The sequence below is a fragment of the Pseudomonas gingeri genome (assembly GCF_013385425.1).
GTDB lineage: Bacteria > Pseudomonadota > Gammaproteobacteria > Pseudomonadales > Pseudomonadaceae > Aquipseudomonas > Aquipseudomonas gingeri_D.
In genome coordinates this window covers 1-20,902 of record NZ_JACAQA010000041.1, presented here as the reverse complement: position 1 = coordinate 20,902, position 20,902 = coordinate 1, and the positions used below count along the sequence as shown (strand labels likewise).

Below are 20,902 nucleotides of genomic sequence, written 5' to 3'. Positions count from 1 at the left end.
ATGCATAACAATAAAATACTGATAATTCACATTTTAGTAACTTTAAGGAATATAAGCGCTGAAACAAGGGTCCTGGAGCGGCATGCATAAAACGCATCGAAAATATTCTTCAAATGCATTGGATGCGTGCCCTGCACAAGCCTTAAATGGCTTCTCTTATCTCCCAATAGAATCGATAAGATTTTTTATAGACCGAACAAGCATATTCAATTCAGTGCCGTGCATTGCCCGGAAAACCGACAATGGAGGTCTGCCATGGCCCGTGTTTCGCTCCTCAGCCTGCCGCTGGCGCTGCCGCCGTCCGGGCAGCGCCGTGGCTGGCCCAGCCTGAGTCCGCGTCTGCTGCCCTGGCTGTTGCCACTGGCGCTGGCCGCCCTGTGGTGGGTTGCCAGCCGGCAACACTGGATGAGCGAGCAGATCCTGCCGCCGCCTTCGCTGGTCGGGCAAAGCACCGTGGAACTGGCCGGCGGCGAACTGTGGGGGCATCTGTGGATAAGTCTGCAACGGCTGTTCCGGGGTTTGCTGGCGGGCGTCGGCATCGGCGCCCTGCTCGGTGCCACGCTGGGTTTCAGTCGACGTGCAGAACGCTGGGTATTTCCCACCTTCAGTGCCCTCGCACAAATCCCGACCCTGGCCTGGATTCCGCTGTTCATGGTGTTTTTCGGCATCGGCGAAGTGCTCAAGCTGGTGGTGCTGATCAAGGCCATCGTGGTGCCGGTGACCCTGCACACCCTGGTCGGCGTGCGTGATGCGCAACCCAGGCTGCGCGAAGCCGCGGCGGTCTTGCGGCTGCCACCGTATCTGTTGATCCGACGGCTGATCCTGCCCGCTGCCCTGCCGGCGTTCATGGCTGGCCTGCGCCTGGCGCTGGCCGCCGGCTGGACCTCGCTGCTGGCCGTGGAACTGTTGGCCTCCAGCGAAGGCATCGGCTACCTGATGGTCTATGCCCGGCAACTGTTCATGCTCGATATCGTCTTCGTCTGCATCCTGGTCATCGGTGTGCTCGGCGTGCTGATGGACCGTGGCATCGGCCTGCTCGACCGACGCCTGGTGCACTGGCCGCACCCGGCCACGGCGCAGATCCCCCGCGGCCCGCGCTATCACGGCTGGCAACGCCTGCAACCCTGGCTGCTGCCGCTGATACTGCTGGTGCTCTGGCAAGTGGCGAGCGACCAGCAGTGGGTCGACGGGAATATCCTGGCCAGCCCACTGGCGGTGCTGCACAGCACCTGGCGCGGGACACTCGACGGCAGCCTGCCCACCAGCCTGGGCCTGAGCTTGCAACGGACCCTCGCCGGGCTGCTCCTCGGCGGCTCGCTGGGCTTTGGCCTCGGGCTGTTGCTGGGGCTGTCGAAAACCGGCGAACGGCTGCTCGGCCCGAGCCTGTCGGCCCTGCGCCAGATCGCGATTTTCGCCTGGGTACCGCTGATCACTGCCTGGTTCGGCCTGGGCGAGCTGGCCAAGTCCGTGTTCGTCGCCCTCGCCGCCTTCTTCCCACTGTTTATCGCCACCCAACGCAGTGTCGCCAACCTCTCGCCGCAGTTGACCGAGGCCGCGCAAGTGCTGCGCCTGAGTCTCTGGCAGCGGCTGCGCAAGCTGGTGCTACCCGGTGCCGCGCCGGGGATTTTTGCCGGGCTGCGCCTGAGCCTGATCTATGCCTGGCTCGGCACCCTCGGCGCCGAATATTTCATGCCGTCCAACGGCGGCATCGGCGCGCTGATGATCGGCGCCCAGCAGTTGCTGCGCATGGACGTGATCATGAGCGGCATGCTTGTGGTGGGCCTTACCGGCGCGCTGATCAACCTGCTCGGCCAACACCTCGAAACCCGCGCCACCCGCTGGAGACACGCATGAACGCTCCGATTGTCAGCTTCAACCAGGTCGGCAAATCCTTCGATGTCGACGGCATCGAGCTGGAAGCCATTCATGAGTTCAGCCTGGATATCGCCGAGGGTGAGTTCGTCGCCATTGTCGGTTCCAGCGGTTGTGGCAAATCCACCTTGCTGCGCCTGCTGGTCGGCCTGGACACAGCCTTTCGTGGTGAGATCCGGGTCGATGGCAAGGCGGTCGACGGCATCGGCAGCGAGCGCGGCATCGTGTTCCAGGAACACCGGCTATTTCCCTGGCTGACGGTCGAGGAAAATATCGGCCTGGGCCTGGTCAACGAACCGCTGAGCAAGGCTGAGCGTCAGCAGCGTATCAATGACTTCATCCAGTTGGTGGGCCTGGGAGATTTCACTCGCGCCTACCCGCACCAGCTGTCCGGTGGCATGGCCCAGCGCGTGGCGATTGCCCGTGGGCTGGTGGCGAGTCCACGCATCCTGTTGCTGGACGAGCCCTTCGGCGCCCTCGACGCATTGACCCGCCAACAGATGCAGGACGAACTCCTGGCCATTCGCGCCCGCGCCAGGATCACCACACTGCTGGTCACCCATGATGTCGAAGAAGCGATTTTCCTCGCCGACCGGGTGGTGGTGATGGAGCCGCGTCCCGGGCGGATCAAGCAGGTGGTCGAGATCGCCCTGCCCCATCCGCGCCAACGCAGCAGCTTCGACTTTCACCAGTTGCGCGAGGAACTGCTCCACGAGCTGACCAGCGACGGCCATTACCAGACGCCGGTTCCCGAGCAGATTCGCGACCTGCCCTTGACGTTTATTGCCTGCTGAGAGGAGCCCCTCAGCCTTGCGCCGAGCTCACTTCCTGCGGGCTTTGGCGCTCTGGCCGGACAAACCGGTTGGCCCGTCCGAAGGTCCCGAAATCATTGAAACGCACACCCATCTCGGCCATCACCCTGTGTGCCACCGGGGCGGTCATCTGGCGGATATAGAACGGTTCCTTGACCACGAAATGATGAATCCCGTGGGTGCTGCCGAAGTTGAAGCAGAACGCCTGCAACGGCCACAACCACCAGGGATTGAGCACCTGGGTCTGCTGGATCACGTTGCCCGCCTCGAGATCCCCGTAGTAGTGCATGTTCGAACTGACGAAATGCAGGCAGAAGGTCCGCAGTACATTCGGCCCGATGATCACCACCACCGCGATATCGATCACCTGCATCACCGCCAGGGTATGGGCCGACCAGGCGATGGAGCTGCCCAGCAGACCGGCGATCCCGTTGGCCGCGTGGAACCCGAGAAACACGTACCACGCGCCCCAGTGCAGCAACGCCAGTGGCGCATAGACCCTCAGTGTGCGCTTGAGGATGCTGAACTTGTGGGTCCAGGTCTTGGCCCGCAGCATGCGGATCAGCGAAGACATGACGTTGTCGCCGACCATCAGCAGGCGGGCAAACCCCCACGGCTCGCCATTGGTGATGGCGCGCTCTTCCATGTCAGCCTCGGTGCCGGAAACCTTGTGATGATTGAGGTGCAGATGGCGCCGAATCCAGGGGTTGATGGTGCTCGGCCGGGCCAGCCAGACCAGCGCCAGCATCAGGTTGTGCGGCACCCGCTGCTTGCGGAAATACATGCTGTGGATCAGGTCGTGCTCCAGCTCGTGGGTCAGCGAGGCAAAAAAAGCATTCAGCAACAAACACGCCCATCCGGCCAGATAACCGTCCACATAAAGCACCGCCGAACCGATCATGCCGGCCAGGGCAAACGCCAGAATGCCCGCGCCCAGGGCGTCCTGATGGTTCAACAGCGGGTAACGCCGGCGCAACTCGACGCCGCGGGCCATGACCTTTTCACGAATATAGGCGGATCGTTGTTGAGCATTCATGCGTTCGGGACTTGCGCAAACACCATCCATGATTCCATCCTCTGGTTATTGATGTTCGTATCCTGCGCCGTTGCAGCATCAGAGGTCGTAGCCGCGAACGCCAACCCGTTGACCGGATACGCCAACATGCCTGAACCAACCTCGCTCTCCAGCTGGACCCGCGCCCTGCGCAAGCAGCTCGACGCCCTGGGCCTCGACAGCGCCGCCCTGTGCCACCAAGCCGGACTCGACCCGCAATTGATGGACGACCCCAACGCCCGCTACCCGCTGTCGGCCACCACCCGCCTGTGGGAGTTGGCCGTGGCCAGTAGCGGCGACCCGGCCATCGGCTTGCGGGTCTCGCGCTTTGTCAGCCCGACCACCTTCCACGCCCTCGGCTACGCACTGGTGGCCAGCGGCAGCCTGCGCGAGGTGTTCGAGCGGATCGTGCGGTATCACCAGGTGGTCAGCGATGCCCTGGGACTGGAACTCAGCCGCGAAGGCGAACGCTACCGCTTTCGCCTGCGGGTACCCAAGGACAGCCCGGCACCGGCACCCGAAGCCATTGATGCCTTCGTTTCAATCTATGTGCGCACCTGCCGCAACCGCCTGGGCCGCGACTACGCACCGTTGGCGGTGTATCTGCGACGCCCGGAGCCGGCCGATCCGACGCCCTGGCACACGGTATTCCGCGCGCCGGTGTTCTTCGCCGCCGAGGAGGACCGGCTGGAGTTCGCCTGCAGCGATTTCGACAGTCACCTGGACGACGCCAACCCGGAACTGGCCGAGCACAACGAGACGGTACTCAACCGGACCCTGGCGCAATTAAAGCCCTTGACCTGGGAGCGCCGCGTGCGTGAGGCCATCGAGGCCCAGTTGCCGGAAGGCGAACCGTCGGCGGAACGCATCGCCCAGACGCTGCACCTGAGCCTGCGCAGCCTGCAACGGCACCTGGCCGATGAAGGCGCGCGCTACGACACCTTGCTCAACGAGTGTCGGGAGAACCTGGCGCTGCTGCACCTGCGTGACCCGCAGTGTTCGCTAAGCGAAGTCAGCTACCTGCTCGGCTTTGCCGACACCAGCAGCTTCAGCCGGGCGTTCAAGCGCTGGACCGGGATCACCCCGGGGCAGTTTCGCGACGGGCTGCGCTAAGAGCGACTCAGGCGCTGGCCGTAGCCCGCAGCCCTTCCAGATCGAGGATCTCGATCCCGCCATAGCTGGTGCGCAGAATCCCCTGCTGCTGGAAATCCTGGAGGATCTGGTTGGTGGTCTGGCGCGACAGCGACAACATCGCCGCCAACTGCTCCTGGGACACCTCGAGCAATTGCCGTGAACGGTTCAATTCCCCATAGCCTTCGGCAATCAATAACAGCCGATGCGCCAGGCGCGCCGGTGCCGGCATCAGGCTCAACTGTTCCAGGCCGATAAAGGTCAGGCGCAGTTTCTGACTCATCAGCAGGGCGAACTGCCGCCAGTATTCCGGGTGTTCGTCGAGCAACTTGAGCAACACGTCCTGGGGCACCTGCAACAGGATGGTATGTCCAACGGCATAAGCGTCGTGGGTCCGCGGCAGGCCATCGAACAGGGAAATCTCGCCGAACCAGTAAGGCAGCTCCATCACCCCGAGCAAGGCTTCCTTGCCCTTCTCGCTGACGGCACCGACCCTGACCGACCCCTCCAGCACCGCGTACAGCCCGCACGGCGGATCGCCGCGCTGGAACAGGCGCTGGCCAGGCGTCAGGCGTCGGCCCTTGGCGGCGGCGAGCAGGCTATCCTGCAAGTGAGCGGGCAGATGGTTGAACCAGTGTCCGGTCAGCAGGCGCGAGCGCCAGGCAGATACATCCATGAGAACTCCGAGACAATTGTCGTGTAGCTGACAGAGTAAAAATTTCACGCAGGGCATGATCCCATCACCCTACAGGAGGAATAACAATGAAAAACCTCGTCGAGCATCTCAGTCAATACGCGGACTATCACCGTGACCCGCGCAATATCGCCAGCCACTTCATCGGCATTCCCCTGATCGTGGTCGCCGTGGCGGTGTTGCTGTCACGGCCGCAATGGCCGGTGGCCGGGCTCGGAATCAGTCCCGCAGTGCTTCTGGCGGTGGTCTCGGCGGTGTTTTATCTGCGCCTGGAACTGGCCCTCGGACTGCTGATGACGGTGCTGCTCGGCCTATCCGTTTGGGTGGGCCAAATCCTTGCGGCGCAGGCCACGCTGGTGTGGTTGGCGAGCGGAATCGGCCTGTTCGTGATCGGCTGGGCGATCCAGTTTGTCGGGCATTACTACGAAGGGCGCAAGCCGGCGTTTGTCGACGATCTCAGCGGGCTGATCGTCGGGCCGTTGTTCGTGGTGGCGGAGCTGTTGTTTTTGCTCGGGCTGCGCCAGGAGCTCAAGCATGAGATCGAGGCGCGGGTGGGGGCGGTGCGGTTGCGGGAGAAGCGGACGGCCGTTTGAAATAGCCGGCGCCTGTAAAGGCCTCTTCGCGGGCAAGCTCCGCTCCCACAAGTTCTCGGTCGTACACAGGTTTCAGGTACGGCTCGATACTGTGGGAGCGGAGCTTGCCCGCGAAAGGGCCCTCAAGACTGCCATAAACCTTATCTGGCAAGCCAAGCCCTACGGGGTCCGCCGTGCCCTTAGAGACTGGCCTGCTTCTGCCAGACCTTGGGCTTGAAGAACAAGGTCTCCCCCCTCGTCAAGCCGATCAGGCTGTCGTGATCCTTCACCACTTCGGCTTCGATCAGTTCGCTCTGCCCTTCAACCTTCAAGGTCACCCGGGTCGTCGCGCCCAGCGGACGGATATCACGTACCTCGGCCGCATGGTGATCCTCCAGTTCATGGCGCGACAGCGACACTTCATGGGGCCGGAACAGCACATGCTGGTCGTCCCCCAGGTGCAGGCGGTTGGAATCACCGAGGAAGTGATAAACGAAATCGCTGGCCGGATTCTCATACACCTCGCCCGGTGAGCCGATCTGCTCGATCACACCCTTGTTCATCACCACGATACGGTCGGCGACTTCCATCGCTTCTTCCTGGTCGTGGGTCACGAACACCGAGGTCAGGTTGATGTCTTCGTGCAGCCGCGCCAACCAGCGCCGCAGTTCCTTGCGGACCTTGGCATCCAGCGCGCCGAAAGGCTCATCCAGCAGCAGCACCTTGGGCTCCACCGCCAAGGCCCGAGCCAGGGCGATCCGCTGGCGCTGGCCACCGGACAACTGCTCCGGGTAACGGTCGGACAGCCAGTCGAGCTGCACCATATTCAGCAACTCATGAACCTTGACCGCGATCTGGCTTTCATTCGGACGCTGGTTCTTCGGCTTCATACGCAGGCCGAAGGCGACGTTGTCGAACACCGTCATATGACGGAACAGCGCGTAGTGCTGGAATACGAAACCGACGTTGCGATCCCGCACATCATGGCCGGAGACGTCTTCGCCGTGGAACACGATGCTGCCTTCGTCCGGGGTTTCCAGCCCGGCGATGATCCGCAACAGGGTGGTCTTGCCGCAACCGGACGGGCCGAGCAGCGCCACCAGCTCACCGCTGTGGATATCCAGGTTGATGCGGTCCAGGGCCTTGAAGGCGTTGAAGTTCTTGCTGACATTACGGACTTCGATCGACATGACTTATTCCTCCGCCGCAGCGGCGCGCAGGCGGTTGATTCGGTTTTCGCTCCACTGCTTGAGCAGCAGGATGAAGAGCGCCAGGATCAGCAACAGGCTCGCCACGGCGAACGCGGCCACGTGGTTGTATTCGTTGTAGAGGATCTCGACGTGCAGCGGCAGGGTATTGGTCACCCCGCGAATGTGCCCGGAGACCACCGACACCGCACCGAACTCGCCCATGGCCCGGGCGGTACAGAGCACCACGCCGTAGATCAGGCCCCACTTGATGTTCGGCACGGTGACATGCCAGAACATCTGCCAGCCGTTGGCGCCCAGCAGGCGCGCGGCCTCTTCTTCCTGGGTGCCCTGCTCCTGCATCAGCGGGATCAGCTCACGGGCGACGAACGGCACGGTGACGAAGATGGTCGCCAGGACGATGCCCGGAAGAGCAAAGACAATCTGGATATCGTGATCCGCCAGCCATGGGCCAAAGAAGCCCTGGGCGCCGAACATCAATACATAGACCAGACCGGCGATCACCGGCGAGACCGAGAACGGCAGGTCGATCAGCGTCACCAGGATGCTTTTGCCACGGAACGAGTACTTGCTCACGCACCAGGCGGCGCTGACACCGAACACCACGTTGAGTGGCACCGAAATCACCACGGCGATCACCGTGAGCTTCAACGCCGACAGTGCATCGGGCTCAAGGATCGCGCTGAAGAACGCGCCGAGGCCATTCTTCAAGCCCTGGGACACCACGATAAACAGCGGCAGCAGCAGAAACAGGAAGAACACCAGCCAGCCAAGGCTGATCAGGATACGCCGCGACACAGCACTGCCACGACGGGCGGCGTTGGCCGAGGACGCGGCGGAAATAGACGATTGGGACATGTTCCGCGCCTCCTTATGGGTGTTCGATGCGCCGCTGCAGCAAGTTGATCAGCAGCAGCAGGACAAAGGAAACCACCAGCATCATCACGCCGATGGCGGTGGCGCCGGTGTAGTCGTACTGGTCGAGCTTGACCATGATCAGCAGCGGCAGGATCTCGGTTTTCATCGGCATGTTGCCGGCGATGAAAATCACCGAGCCGTACTCACCGACACCACGGGCAAAGGCCAGGGCAAAACCGGTCAGCCAGGCGGGCAGCAACGCCGGCACCAGGATGTAGCGGAACACTTGCAAGGGCTTGGCCCCCAGGCAGGCGGCGGCTTCTTCGATCTCCCGGGGGATATCGGCCAGCACCGGCTGCACGGTACGCACCACGAACGGCAGCGTGACGAAGGTCAGCGCCAGGGTGATGCCCAAGGGGGTGTAGGCGATCTTGAAACCGAGGTCGGCGGCAAACTGCCCCACCAGGCCTGCCGGCGTGTATAGCGCGGTCAGCGCGATACCGGCCACGGCGGTGGGCAAGGCAAACGGCAGGTCGATCATCGCATCGATGATCTTGCGGCCGGGGAAGGTATAGCGCACCAGCACCCAGGCCAGCAGCGTACCGATGATGCCGTTGATGATCGCGGCGTACAGCGCGGTACCGAAACTCAGCTTCAGCGCTGCAACAACCCGCGGTGCCGAGATGATCGCCCAGAACTGATCCCAGGTGAGTTGGGCGGCATGCACGAACATCGCCGCCAGGGGGATGAGCACAATCAGGCTGAGGTACACCAAGGTGTAGCCCAGCGTCAGCCCGAAGCCGGGTATGACGGGGGAGATACGACGTGACATAAAAGTCCTTGGTTAACGGAACTGACACGCAAAGCCCGCAGGTGAATGCGGGCTCTGTGCTGGCTGCTTAATTCACGGTTTATTGCGCCGTGTAGATCTGGTCGAACACGCCACCGTCATTGAAGAACTTCGGTTGGGCAGTTTTCCAGCCGCCGAAGTCTTTGTCGATAGTCACCAGGTCCAGTTTCGGGAACTGCTGTGCGTATTTGGCGGCGATCTTCTCGTCACGTGGACGATAGAAGTTCTTCGCCGCGATCTCCTGGCCAGCCGGGCTGTACAGGTGCTTGAGGTAGGCGGTGGCGATCTCGGTGTTGCCCTTTTTCTCGGCGTTCTTGTCGACCACGGCCACGGGTGGCTCGGCGAGGATCGACAGGGACGGCACGACGATATCGAACTTGTCGGCGCCGCCGTCTTCCTTCAGGGCCAGGAAGGCTTCGTTTTCCCAGGCCAGCAGCACGTCGCCCTGACCGTTGTTGACGAAGGTGATGGTCGAGCCGCGAGCGCCGGTGTCGAGGACCGGCACGTGCTTGAACAGCTCTTTCACGTATTCCTGGGCCTTGGCTTCGCTGCCGCCGGCTTTCAGGCCGTAGGCCCAGGCGGCGAGGAAGTTCCAGCGCGCACCGCCGCTGGTTTTCGGGTTCGGGGTGATCACCGAGACGTCTTTCTTGACCAGGTCGCCCCAGTCCTTGATGCCTTTGGGGTTGCCCTTGCGCACCAGGAAAACGATGGTCGAGGTGTAGGGGGTGCTGGCGTCCGGCAGGCGTTTTTGCCAGTCCTCGGGCAGGGTCTTGCCGAGCTTGGCGATTTCGTCGATGTCGCCGGCCAGGGCCAGGGTCACCACGTCGGCGCGCAGGCCGTCGATCACGGCACGGCCTTGCTTGCCCGAACCGCCATGGGATTGCTGGATCTTCACGTTGTCGCCGGGGTGGGCCTGCTTCCAGAAGCTGGTGAATTCGGCGTTGTAGTCCTGGTACAGCTCACGGGTCGGGTCGTAGGACACGTTGAGCAGCTCGTAATCCTTGGCAACGGCGGAACCGGCAAACACGGCACTGGCGAGCGCAGCCAGGGCGTAACGGCGAATCGACGACATGGTGAAGCTCCCGAAAATTTTGGTGTATTGGCTTTTTCTTATGGCGCTTGCGGCCCGCATTCGGGCTCGAACGCTCTGTTTTTGACTGGGGGGGAGATGACGCCCTCCGGTTATCCAGTCGGGCCTCTGCTTGAACAGAGGAAGACGCGGGGTTCAGCTGGGTTTGGTGCCCGGGTTTTGCAGACGGAATTTTTCCTTGCGCTCGATCTGGACCACTTGTGCGTTGTGGACCGTGATCTCGACGGCACCGAAACGCAGATCGCGCAAGGCGCTCTGGATCTCACGCAGAATGGTTGCTTCGTCCTGGCCGTCAACGCTACGCAGAGATGCGCTCATGGTCGTGCTCCTGAAATGAGAGTTGCCCCGGCAGTGGGGCACTGCTTGTGGCGTGAGGGCAATCTTAGACAGGGGAAGTTATTCTTAAAAATACTATTTAAGAATTTTAATATAACCAAAATTTCATCAGGAGAAATGCGCGGGGATGGCCGCCGCTGCGCGTCGGATCGCCGGCAAGCCGGCTCCTACAGGAGATCGTGTCAAATACAGGATTCCCGTACCGCACAAACCCTGTGCCAAACACGGGATTGCGGTGCGACACGAACCCGTGCCGAACAAAGGATTGGGGCATCGCACAAATCCCCTGTAGGAGCCGGCTTGCTGGCGATGACGGCCGGACAGACGCCGTAGGGCTCAAACCGTCAGGCAATCACCGGCGCACGCTGCCAGTCGAGCTGATCCGCCGGCATCGGCCGTCCGAACCAGTAGCCCTGCCCCAGGTCGCAGGACTGATCGAGCAGGAAACGCGCCTGATCGGCCTGCTCGATGCCCTCGGCCTGGACCTGCATGCCCATGCTTTGCGCCAGGGCGATGACCACCCGGACAATCGCCGCATCGTCTTCGTCCCAAGGCAAACCGGCGACAAAACCCTGGTCGATCTTGAGTTTCTGCACCGGCAGCCGCTTGAGCCGCAGCAGCGAGGAATACCCGGTGCCGAAATCATCGATCGCCAGGCTCACGCCCAACTCGCGCAAGCGATGCAGTTGTTCCAACGCCACCTCGGGGTCGTCCATCACCGCGCTTTCGGTCACTTCCAGCTCCAGCAGCGCCGGGTCCAGCCCGGTGTCATCCAGCACCTTCGCCACCTGCTGGTACAACTCGCGACGGGCAAACAGACGACTGGAGACGTTCACCGCGATAAACGACAGCTCCACACCCTCCTGCAACCACTGGCACATCTGCCGACAGGACTGCTCCATGACCCAGGCATCGATCTCGGCGATCAGCCCGGTGCGCTCGGCAATCGGAATGAATTCGCCAGGCGACACCAGCCCACGCTGCGGATGCTCCCAGCGCACCAGGGCCTCGACCCCGATCAGCCGGCTGTTGCTCAGGTCATGCACCGGCTGGTAATAGACCCGCAACTCGTCCTGCTCCAGCGCCCGGCGCAACTCACCGGCCATTTCCACCCGATGCTGGGCGTGGGCGGTCAGTTCTTCGGTATACAACGCATAACCTTCGCGCCCCGCGCTCTTGGCCTTGAACAAGGCCGAGTCGGCATTGCGCAGCAATTGCTCGGCATTCAGCGAATCGCTGGGGAACAGGCTGATACCGATGCTGGCGCTGATGAACAATTGATGCCCGTCGAGCTGGAACGGCTCCTTCAAACCCTCGATCACCCGCTGCGCCAGGGCCGCCGCCTGCACCACCTGCGGGCAGTTCTCCGCCAGCACGGCGAACTCGTCACCGCCCAGGCGGGCCAGGCTGATCCCGCTGCCGAACAGGTGCTGCAAGCGATCGCCCACCGCCTTGAGCAATTGGTCGCCAACATTGTGGCCGAGGCTGTCGTTGATGATCTTGAAGTGATCCAGGTCGATCAGCAGCAAGGCACAACCGCGCTTGTGCACCTGCGCCGAGGCCAGTGCCTGGGAGGCGCGGTCGGTGAACAGCAGGCGATTGGGCAGGCCGGTCAGGGGATCGTAGTTGGCCAGTTGCGCCAACTCGTGCTGCGAGTCCTTGATCGCACTGATATCGGAAAACACCGCGACATACTGGCTGAGCTGGCCAAAATCGTCGCGAATCGCGCGGATCGTCTGCCATTGCGGGTAGATTTCGCCGCTCTTGCGCCGGTTCCAGATCTCGCCGCTCCACTCGCCGGTGGCGTCCAGCGTCTGATAGACCTTCTGGTAAAACTCCGCCGAATGCCGACCGGACTTGAACAGGTTCGGCCGCTCTCCCAGCACCTCGGCTTCCTGATAACCGGTAATGGCGACAAAGGCGCGGTTGACGTGGACGATCAAGCCGTCCTTGTCGGTGACCAGCACGCCCTCGCGGGTGCAATCGAACACCGCGGCCGCCTGTCGCAAGCGCTCGCGATCCTCGGACCCGGGCTTCAAGTCCGGGGTGGCCTGGCCGAAACGCTGGTAACGGGCATGAATCAGGAAAATCAGCACGGCGCTGACACTCACCCACAGGTATCCGCGAACGATCTGCCACTGCAGCAACTGTTCAGGGTCATCGAAAAAGCTGCTCAACAGGCGTTGGCTGAGCTGGATCCAGAGGACCGACAGCAACAGGTACAACAGGCCTGACCTCAGAGCATTACGAGTTGAAATCGACATAAACGGTGCTAATTCCCTCTAGAAACGCCAAATTGCCCTACAAACTGGCCGGAATTATAGAGTAAGAAACATCCCGCCACTCTTATCTGAAACAGCGACTGGTTTTCTCTGTGGGCTCGGTGATAATGCACGGGCTGTTCTTTACTTTTTCGAGGGCCATACAGCCTATGTGGTACAACGGTTTTCTTGACCTGTCAGCCTGGCAAACAGTGGCGGTCACCCTGTTGATGACCCACGTGACCATTGTCGGCGTCACGGTCTATCTGCACCGCTATTCGGCCCACCGCTCCCTGGAGCTCAATGCTGGCCTGAAACACTTCTTCCGTTTCTGGCTGTGGCTGACCACGGCACAGAATACTCGCGAGTGGACGGCTATCCACCGTAAACATCACGCAAAATGTGAAACCGTCGACGATCCCCACAGTCCGGTGATCCTCGGCCTGTCCACGGTCCTGCGTACCGGTGCCGAATTGTACCGGGCCGAGGCCAGCAATCCCGAGACTTTGCGTATCTACGGCAAGAACTGCCCGGACGACTGGCTCGAGAACAACCTCTACTCGCGCTACAAGCTGCTCGGCATCGCCATCATGGCGGTGATCGACCTGCTGCTGTTCGGCGCCATCGGCATCACCGTCTGGGCCATCCAGATGATGTGGATTCCGTTCTGGGCCGCCGGCGTGATCAACGGCCTGGGCCATGCGATCGGCTACCGCAACTTCGAATGCCGTGATGCCGCCACCAACCTGGTGCCCTGGGGCATCCTGATCGGCGGCGAAGAGCTGCACAACAACCACCATACCTACCCCAACTCGGCCAAGCTGTCGGTCAAGAAGTGGGAATTCGACCTGGGCTGGGCCTGGATCAAGGTCTTCAGCTTCCTGGGCCTGGCCAAGGTACAGCGGGTCGCCCCCATCGCCCACCGGGTCGAAGGCAAGGGTCACCTGGACATGGACACCGCCATGGCGATCCTCAACAACCGCTTCCAGATCATGGCCCAGTATCGCAAGCTGGTGATTGCACCGCTGGTGCAGCAGGAGCTGGCCAAGGCCGATCATTCGGTCCGCCACCAGTTCCACCGCGCCAAGCGCTTGCTGTCGCGGGAAACCAGCCTGCTCAGCGAAAACCATCAGGTGCGCATCGAAACCATGCTCGCCCACAGCCAGGCACTCAAGGTAATTTACGAGAAACGCCTGGCCCTGCAACAGATCTGGGTCAAGACCAGCTCAAATGGCCATGACATGCTCGCCGCGATCAAGGATTGGGTCCACGAAGCCGAAGCCAGCGGCATCCAGTCGTTGCGCGACTTTGCCGACCAACTGAAAACCTACTCGCTACGTCCCTCGGTCGCCTGACACCGTTGATCGGCGCGCCCTCCCCCCAGGGCGCGCCGAACGGAACTTAGCGGCCCTGGCCCTATCTCAAAAGCACGTCGCCATCCCGGCGGGCCGAAGCGTGGCCGTGCCGCCATAACGGTCGGCACGCCCTGTGAGATGAGTGCCGATGGTCAACAAGAACTCAAAACCGCCTTCCCTCCCACAGTGGCCAAAAGCCGCTGAAACCCTGTTGGCCCTGATGCACGCCCAGGCCGAAGTCGCGCGCCTGGGCGAACGCGAACAACTCTTCAGCTCGTTGCTGGTCAGCGTCAATGCGGTGCTCTGGGCCCTGGACTGGAACAGCCAGCAGATGCTCTACGTCAGCCCCGCCTACGAACGGATCTTTGGCCGCTCGGCCGGCCTGCTGCTGGCCGACTACAGCGAATGGCGCAACAGCATCTACCCCGACGATCTCGACTACGCCGAACGCAGCCTGGCCCAGGTACTGGAAAAGGGTGCGGTGGAAGACCGCGAGTACCGCATCATCAGCGCCGACGGGCAGATCCGTTGGCTCAGCGACAAGTGCTTTATCAGTCGTCACGCCGAGCCGGGGCAGCGAGTGATCGTGGTCGGTATCGCCGAGGACATCACCGAGAAGAAAGCCCTGGAAGACGAATTGCAGCGCCTGGCCACCACCGATGTGCTGACCGGTAGCAGCAACCGCCGGCACTTCTTCGACAGTGCCCATCGCGCCTTCGAGGAAGCCCGCCTGCAGGATTCGCCCCTGGCGTTCCTGCTGCTGGACATCGATGACTTCAAGCAGATCAACGACACCTACGGTCATCCCGAAGGCGACGTGGTCTTGCAACGGATCGCCGAGACCGGGCGCGGGGCGCTGCGGATAGGTGATCTGTTCGGACGCATTGGCGGTGAGGAGTTCGCCGCGCTGCTGCCCGGCTGCGCACCGGAGATGGCCCAGCAGATCGCCGAGCGCTTGCAACGGGAGATCCAGCGCCTGAGCTTCAACCACGACGGCAAGAGCTTCGGCGTCACCGTCAGCCAGGGCCTGACCAGCCTGACGCCCCAGGACGAAACCCTCGACCCGCTGTTCGCCCGGGCGGACAGCGCCATGTACCAGGCCAAGCGCCAGGGCAAGAACCAGATCGTATTGGCTTGAAGGCCCGTCCGATCAACGGCTCTGGTTGATATTTGACCAACCCTAAAAACGTATATACATTGCGTATATCCTTTTAGGAGTTCAAAAAATGACCTTTGCCCGTGTATTTCAATCCGGCAACAGCCAAGCCGTCCGCTTGCCCAAAGAGTTTCGTCTTGATGTGGACAGTGTAGAGATATTCCGCCGCGGCGATGAGATCGTGCTCCGAGCGCTGCCGTTAAGCGCCACCGCGATTTTCGATGCCCTGGCCAGCCTACCGGAAAGCTTCATGGCCGAAGGCCGCGAGGACAGCCCTGCACAAGAACGCGAGGATTTCTGATGTCGGTGCGTTATCTGCTGGACACCAACATCTGCATCTACATCGCCAAACACAACCCACCCGAAGTCAGGGAACGCTTTGCGCGCCACCGCGCCTCCGAGCTAGCAATGTCAGTCATCACATTAGGCGAACTGCGCTTCGGCGCTGAAAAAAGCCAGGCAAAAGAGCGCTCATTGGCCGTTTTGCATCAACTGGAATCATTGATCCAAGTGGTTCCTCTCGAAGAAGGCACCGGTGAGCACTACGGCCAGATCAGGGCCCAATTGCAGGCCTGCGGGCGTGTCATTGGTAATAATGACTTGTGGCTGGCCGCGCACGCACGCAGCAACGGTTGGATTCTGGTCAGTAACAACCTGCGTGAGTTCGACAGAGTGCCGGGCCTGCAAGTCGAAAACTGGATTGAAGGCTGACTGAGGCCGGTCGCTTCTGCGTCAGTTCTTGCGCAAACGCATCAGCTCCGGCAAGCCGACCTTGAGCAAACGCGCCGTGCGGCTCTTGGCGATTTCTTCGACGCCCTCGTGGGGCGTCAGCCGTGCCATCTGCGCCGCCAGGCTCATCACCAGGGCCTCGCGCGAGTAAACCCCGCCACCGAGCTGGTAGACCGCCGCAATCAGCTCCCGCAGCTCCAGCGGCAGGCGCCAGCGCGTGCGCAGCGCCGAACCGAAGGCAGCCCCAAAGGCATAGAGCGATTCACCGATCAGTTCATCATCCAGCTCACCACCGGCGCTCAACCATTCCTGCAGACAACGCAGCAAAGCCAGGTCACCCAGGCGATGCAACAAACCCGCGCAGTAACAACGCTCGTGATCCAGATCGAGCAAACGCGCCAGGGAGTGGCCGTATTCGGCCGTGTGCAGCGACAGATTCCAGTAGCGTTCGGCGTAGTCGCCCAGGGCCGCATCACTGAGCCGGGCGCTGCGCTTGAGGGTCAGGCCGAGGATCAGGTTCATGCTCTGCGCCGCGCCAAGCCGCTGCAATGCCTGGGCCAGGGTCTGCACCCCGCTGCCGTGATGCTGGGCCGCACTGTTGGCGGCGGCGATCAGCACCGCAGTGATTTGTGGGTCGGTGCGAATTTCCTGCTCCAACACCTTCAAGTCGAGGCCACCGGGATTGAGGCTGCGATTGACCGCCACCTGCACGTCGGCCATCAACGGCGCGCCGTCCGACTCCTCGCGGCGGCGCTCGAGAAACTTCGCCACGGTCATGCCCGGCGCCAGGGCCGGAATTTCGCACGAGACCGCCTGCCCGGCGTCCAGCAGCAGATCCTGCAGGCGCTGGGTCAGGCTTTCCATATTCAGGGGTTTGGTCAGGTAGGCCGTCGGTTGCAGCGGCAGGATTTCCCGCACGCTGGCCACGTCATTGCGCGAGCCCACCAGAATGAACGGCAGTAGTGGCGTGCGCTTTTTCTGGCGCAGACCGCGCAGCAGGCTCAGGCCATCGACACCCGGCAACTCCCAGTCGGCGATCACCAGGTCGAACGCCCGTTCGCTGAGCAACTCGAGCGCGTGGTGACCGTCGGCACAGATTTCCAGTCGAGCATCACAGCGCACGTTCAACAGCACCTGCTTGAGCAGGTCCCGTGACCAAGGCTCCGCCTCGGCAATCAACACACGGGGTACAGCGGGTAGATCCACAGCGGTCATCAAGCACTCTCCGAGAGCAATCCTGACACATTAGTCAATACGCACAGGCAGATACAGCCAAAAGCCACTCTTGCGATCTCATAAAACAAAAAAACCCGCCGGAGCGGGTCTTTTTGTCTATCGCGTCACAACTCAGGCGAGTTCGGCGAAGCACTCTTCGATGATTGCCAGGCCTTTGTCCAACTGCTCGTCCGGCGAGGTCAGTGGAACCAGTACACGCAATACGTTGCCGTAGGTACCGCAGGACAGCAGGATCAGACCCTTGTCACGGGCCTTGGCCACGACCTGGGCTACAGCCGCTGCGTTCGGCTTGTGGCTGTCGCCGCCTTCGAACAGCTCGACCGCGATCATCGCGCCCAGGGCACGCACTTCACCGATCACCGGGTACTTGGCCTGAATCGCTTTCAGACCGGTCACCAGGCGCTCGCCGACCGCTTTGCAGCGATCCAGCAGGTGCTCTTCCTCGAACACTTCCATCACGGCCAGGGCCGCGGCGCAAGCAATCGGGCTACCGGCGTAGGTGCCGCCCAGGCCGCCGGGAGCGATGGCGTCCATGTATTCGGCCTTGCCGCAGACACCGGCCAGCGGGAAGCCGCCAGCGATGGATTTGGCGAAGGTGGTCAGGTCGGCGGCAACGCCCATCTGTTCCATGGCGAAGAAGGTACCGGTACGACCGGCGCCGGTTTGCACTTCGTCGGCGATCAGCAGGATGCCGTGCTGGTCGCACAGGGCACGCAGGCGCTTCATGAATTCTTTTGGCGCGACGTAGAAACCGCCTTCGCCCTGGACCGGCTCGATGATGATTGCAGCGATATCACGGGGCTCGGCATCGTTCTTGAAGATGCGTTCGATGCTGGCGATGGAGTCGTCGATGCTCACGCCATGCAGTTCGTTCGGGTACAGCGCGCGGAAGATGCCACCAGGCATCAGGCCCATGCCGGCCGAGTAAGGCACGACTTTACCGGTCAGGCCCAGGGTCATCATGGTGCGACCGTGGTAGGCACCGGTAAAGGCGATCACGCCGGCGCGGCCAGTGGCGGCACGAGCGATTTTCACGGCGTTTTCCACGGCTTCGGAACCGGTGGTGACCAGCAGGGTTTTCTTGGCGAAATCACCCGGGACCTTGGCGTTGATTTTTTCGCACAGCTCTACGTAGGGTTCGTAGGCCAGGACCTGGAAGCAGGTGTGAGTCAGCTTGTTCAACTGCTCGGTCACGGCGGCGATGATTTTCGGGTGCAGGTGACCGGTGTTCAGCACGGCGATACCGCCGGCGAAGTCGATGAACTCACGACCTTCGACGTCGGTCACGGTGGCGTTCTTCGCGTGGTCGGCGAAGATCGGATGGATCTGGCCGACGCCGCGGGGTACAGCGGCTTCGCGGCGTTTCATCAGGGATGCGTTGGTCTTGCTCATGGTGTCCTCATTCACCGCTCATCGGGCGGCGTGGTTCAAGGATGACGCGGCAGGGAGGCACTGCACCAGCATACGATGATCGACTGGTACAGCGTTCCGGCCACACTGAAGTGTCGTTTGAAACGCGACAGGAGCAGCGCTCTCGTGCCCCTCTCGCTGAACCACCTGCTTAGGTCAGATGCCCAGGCAGAGATATTTGATTTCCAGGTAGTCTTCGATGCCGTACTTGGAGCCTTCACGGCCCAGGCCCGACGCCTTGATACCGCCGAACGGCGCGACTTCGTTGGAGATCAGCCCGGTGTTGACCCCGACCATGCCGTATTCCAGGGCCTCGGCCACACGGAACACACGGCCCAGGTCACGGGCGTAGAAGTAGGAAGCCAGGCCGAACTCGGTGTCGTTGGACATCGCGATCACTTCGGCTTCGTCCTTGAAACGGAACAGCGGCGCCAATGGACCGAAGGTTTCTTCCTTGGCCACGGCGGCGTCCTTGGAGACGTTGACCAGGATGGTCGGCTCGAAGAAGTTGCCTTCGATGGACTTGCCGCCGGCCAGCAGGGTCGCGCCTTTGCTCAGGGCATCGGCGATATGTTCCTGGACCTTGGCCACCGCCTTCTCGTCGATCAGCGGGCCGGTGGTGGTGCCTTCGTCCAGACCGTTGCCGATCTTGAGTTTGGCGACCGCCACTTTCAGCTTCTCGGCGAACGCGTCGTAGACCGAATCCTGGATGTACAGGCGGTTGGCGCAGACGCAGGTCTGGCCGTTGTTGCGGTACTTGGAAATGATCGCGCCTTCGACGGCCTTGTCCAGGTCCGCGTCGTCGAACACGATAAATGGCGCGTTGCCGCCCAGTTCCAGGGAAACCTTCTTGATGTCCTTGGCGCATTCGGCCATCAGCTGGCGACCGATCTCGGTCGAGCCGGTGAAGGACAGTTTGCGCACGATCGGGTTGCTGGTCAGCTCGCTGCCGATATCGCCGGCACTGCCGGACACCACGCTGAACACGCCTTTCGGGATACCGGCACGCTGGGCCAGTTCGGCCAGGGCGAAGGCCGAGAACGGGGTCTGCGAAGCGGGCTTGAGCACCATGGTGCAACCGGCGGCCAGGGCCGGGCCGGCTTTACGGGTGATCATCGCGGCCGGGAAGTTCCACGGGGTGATGGCGGCGGTGACACCGATCGGCTGCTTGATCACGATCAGGCGCTTGTCCGGCTGGTGGCCGGGAATCACATCACCGTAGATGCGCTTGGCTTCTTCGGCGAACCATTCGATGAAGGAAGCGGCGTAGACAATTTCGCCCTTGGCTTCGGCCAATGGCTTGCCTTGTTCGAGGGTCATCAGGCGGGCCAGGTCGTCCTGGTTCTCGATGATCAACTCGTACCAGCGACGCAGTTTGTTCGCACGCTCTTTGGCGGTCAGGGCACGCCAGGCCGGCAGGGCCTTGTCAGCGGCTTCGATGGCGCGACGGGTTTCGGCGGCGCCCATCTTCGGCACGGTCCCCAGGATTTCGCCCGTGGCCGGGTTGTTGACCTTGATCGTCTGACCATTGTCCGCATCGACCCAAGCCCCATCGATATAGGCTTGCTGGCGGAACAACTGGGTGTCTTTGAGCTGCATGTAGGCTTTCCTTAACAGCACCGCGCTGATGCGCAGCGAATTATTGATTGTAGAAAGGCGCCTTGGAGGCTGCCGTCAGGAAATTCATTCACCGGGCCGAAGCACATAAATAGCGCACATGAGATTGCCGTGCGGTTCAGCACCCAGACAAGAGCGTTTGAAATCTCAAACGAATCCTAGGATCAATGGGGGTAAAGGACAATAGTCTGTTCGAAAAAAAGAACGAAAATGGCGCTTTTGCCGGGCTTTTCTGATCAACGTGAAGTCAGGGCCTTCGTGATGTCCCTGGAAATCGCGAAGGCGGCGATTACCAGACGGACGGCTCGAACCGAGGCGGGCCGGGGCCATGAGCACGGAAAACCGAAGAAGAGAATTTCCCGACAAAACCTGAATGGACGCCCCGAGCCGACATGGGTATGATGTCGCCCGCACAAGCACCAGTAGCTCAGCTGGATAGAGTACTGCCCTCCGAAGGCAGGGGTCGTGGGTTCGAATCCCGCCTGGTGCACCATCTGCAAATAAAATGCCCCGAATCGTTGATTCGGGGCATTTTTGTTTTCGGGTCTGGGTCGGCCGGAACAGGCCACTCATTCAGTGGTAACGGCAGGTGCCATTTATAAAAACCCACATTTTTTGCCCAACAAAAAACCGCCCTATACAGACTGTGTGAAAACCTAGC

Annotated in this window: 19 protein-coding genes and 1 tRNA gene; 9 read left to right on the top strand and 11 right to left on the bottom strand. The window is 61.7% G+C overall.

Annotated elements, in window-relative coordinates:
- The first annotated feature begins 255 nt into the window (after positions 1-255).
- A complete protein-coding gene (locus HX830_RS30005) occupies positions 256-1,854 on the top strand; it encodes an ABC transporter permease (RefSeq protein ID WP_177104297.1) in 1,599 nt (532 codons plus the stop codon).
- Positions 1,851-2,666 (top strand): ABC transporter ATP-binding protein, encoded by an 816-nt coding sequence (locus HX830_RS30000; protein ID WP_152741792.1) that lies wholly within the window; start codon positions 1,851-1,853, stop codon positions 2,664-2,666. Before HX830_RS30005 ends, HX830_RS30000 begins: the two co-directional genes overlap by 4 nt.
- Before the next feature lie 10 nt (positions 2,667-2,676).
- Here HX830_RS30000 and HX830_RS29995 read toward each other — a convergent pair whose 3' ends face one another.
- Positions 2,677-3,750: a fatty acid desaturase gene (locus HX830_RS29995; RefSeq protein ID WP_177104295.1), complete on the bottom strand. Its 1,074-nt coding sequence runs from the start codon at positions 3,748-3,750 to the stop codon at positions 2,677-2,679.
- A gap of 96 nt (positions 3,751-3,846) precedes the next feature.
- Here HX830_RS29995 and HX830_RS29990 point away from each other — a divergent pair, with 96 nt between their 5' ends.
- On the top strand, positions 3,847-4,851 hold the full coding sequence (locus HX830_RS29990; RefSeq protein ID WP_152741794.1) for an AraC family transcriptional regulator: 1,005 nt from the start codon (positions 3,847-3,849) through the stop codon (positions 4,849-4,851).
- Positions 4,852-4,858: 7 nt separating this feature from the next.
- Here the strand turns inward: HX830_RS29990 and HX830_RS29985 are convergent, their stop codons facing one another.
- A complete protein-coding gene (locus HX830_RS29985) occupies positions 4,859-5,545 on the bottom strand; it encodes a Crp/Fnr family transcriptional regulator (protein WP_103499032.1) in 687 nt (228 codons plus the stop codon).
- Positions 5,546-5,631: 86 nt separating this feature from the next.
- Here HX830_RS29985 and HX830_RS29980 point away from each other — a divergent pair, with 86 nt between their 5' ends.
- Entirely contained in the window at positions 5,632-6,156 is a 525-nt protein-coding gene (locus HX830_RS29980) for an Mpo1 family 2-hydroxy fatty acid dioxygenase (RefSeq protein ID WP_177104293.1), read from the top strand.
- A gap of 179 nt (positions 6,157-6,335) precedes the next feature.
- Here HX830_RS29980 and HX830_RS29975 read toward each other — a convergent pair whose 3' ends face one another.
- The 6 genes from HX830_RS29975 to dibA all read right to left on the bottom strand — a co-directional run bounded on the left by HX830_RS29975 (position 6,336) and on the right by dibA (position 12,741).
- Positions 6,336-7,325 carry a sulfate/molybdate ABC transporter ATP-binding protein gene (locus HX830_RS29975; protein WP_177104291.1) on the bottom strand — a complete coding sequence of 330 codons (990 nt, stop codon included), beginning with the start codon at positions 7,323-7,325 and terminating at the stop codon, positions 6,336-6,338.
- A gap of 3 nt (positions 7,326-7,328) precedes the next feature.
- A complete protein-coding gene (cysW, locus tag HX830_RS29970; protein WP_103496012.1) occupies positions 7,329-8,201 on the bottom strand; it encodes a sulfate ABC transporter permease subunit CysW in 873 nt (290 codons plus the stop codon).
- A 13-nt stretch (positions 8,202-8,214) separates the two neighbouring features.
- Complete coding sequence (cysT, locus tag HX830_RS29965; protein ID WP_152741797.1) at positions 8,215-9,033, bottom strand: sulfate ABC transporter permease subunit CysT; 819 nt, start codon at positions 9,031-9,033, stop codon at positions 8,215-8,217.
- A 79-nt stretch (positions 9,034-9,112) separates the two neighbouring features.
- Positions 9,113-10,123: a sulfate ABC transporter substrate-binding protein gene (locus tag HX830_RS29960; protein WP_177104289.1), complete on the bottom strand. Its 1,011-nt coding sequence runs from the start codon at positions 10,121-10,123 to the stop codon at positions 9,113-9,115.
- Between the two features lie 153 nt (positions 10,124-10,276).
- Positions 10,277-10,459: a sulfur starvation response protein OscA gene (oscA, locus tag HX830_RS29955; protein WP_094469701.1), complete on the bottom strand. Its 183-nt coding sequence runs from the start codon at positions 10,457-10,459 to the stop codon at positions 10,277-10,279.
- A 362-nt stretch (positions 10,460-10,821) separates the two neighbouring features.
- Entirely contained in the window at positions 10,822-12,741 is a 1,920-nt protein-coding gene (gene dibA / locus HX830_RS29950) for a phosphodiesterase DibA (RefSeq protein WP_177104286.1), read from the bottom strand.
- 167 nt (positions 12,742-12,908) lie between these two features.
- Here dibA and desA point away from each other — a divergent pair, with 167 nt between their 5' ends.
- From desA to vapC, 4 genes are all read left to right on the top strand, one after another.
- Positions 12,909-14,093 (top strand): delta-9 fatty acid desaturase DesA, encoded by a 1,185-nt coding sequence (desA, locus tag HX830_RS29945; RefSeq protein ID WP_177104284.1) that lies wholly within the window; start codon positions 12,909-12,911, stop codon positions 14,091-14,093.
- A 148-nt stretch (positions 14,094-14,241) separates the two neighbouring features.
- Entirely contained in the window at positions 14,242-15,231 is a 990-nt protein-coding gene (locus tag HX830_RS29940; protein WP_177104282.1) for a GGDEF domain-containing protein, read from the top strand.
- A gap of 88 nt (positions 15,232-15,319) precedes the next feature.
- Positions 15,320-15,550: an antitoxin gene (locus tag HX830_RS29935; RefSeq protein ID WP_177104280.1), complete on the top strand. Its 231-nt coding sequence runs from the start codon at positions 15,320-15,322 to the stop codon at positions 15,548-15,550.
- Positions 15,550-15,960, top strand: coding sequence for a type II toxin-antitoxin system tRNA(fMet)-specific endonuclease VapC (vapC, locus tag HX830_RS29930; RefSeq protein WP_152741801.1), 411 nt, complete (start codon positions 15,550-15,552; stop codon positions 15,958-15,960). Before HX830_RS29935 ends, vapC begins: the two co-directional genes overlap by 1 nt.
- A gap of 21 nt (positions 15,961-15,981) precedes the next feature.
- Here vapC and HX830_RS29925 read toward each other — a convergent pair whose 3' ends face one another.
- The 3 genes from HX830_RS29925 to gabD form a co-directional block, all read right to left on the bottom strand.
- On the bottom strand, positions 15,982-17,193 hold the full coding sequence (locus HX830_RS29925) for an HDOD domain-containing protein (RefSeq protein ID WP_103496018.1): 1,212 nt from the start codon (positions 17,191-17,193) through the stop codon (positions 15,982-15,984).
- A gap of 132 nt (positions 17,194-17,325) precedes the next feature.
- The gene (gene gabT, locus HX830_RS29920; RefSeq protein ID WP_100942647.1) at positions 17,326-18,606 is read right to left on the bottom strand and encodes a 4-aminobutyrate--2-oxoglutarate transaminase; all 1,281 of its coding nucleotides are present in this window, start codon (positions 18,604-18,606) and stop codon (positions 17,326-17,328) included.
- A gap of 174 nt (positions 18,607-18,780) precedes the next feature.
- Complete coding sequence (gabD, locus tag HX830_RS29915; protein WP_100942648.1) at positions 18,781-20,223, bottom strand: NADP-dependent succinate-semialdehyde dehydrogenase; 1,443 nt, start codon at positions 20,221-20,223, stop codon at positions 18,781-18,783.
- A gap of 434 nt (positions 20,224-20,657) precedes the next feature.
- On the opposite strand from gabD, the gene HX830_RS29910 reads away from it, so the two are divergent.
- Positions 20,658-20,734: transfer RNA gene (locus HX830_RS29910), tRNA-Arg, on the top strand.
- The last annotated feature ends 168 nt before the right edge of the window (positions 20,735-20,902 follow it).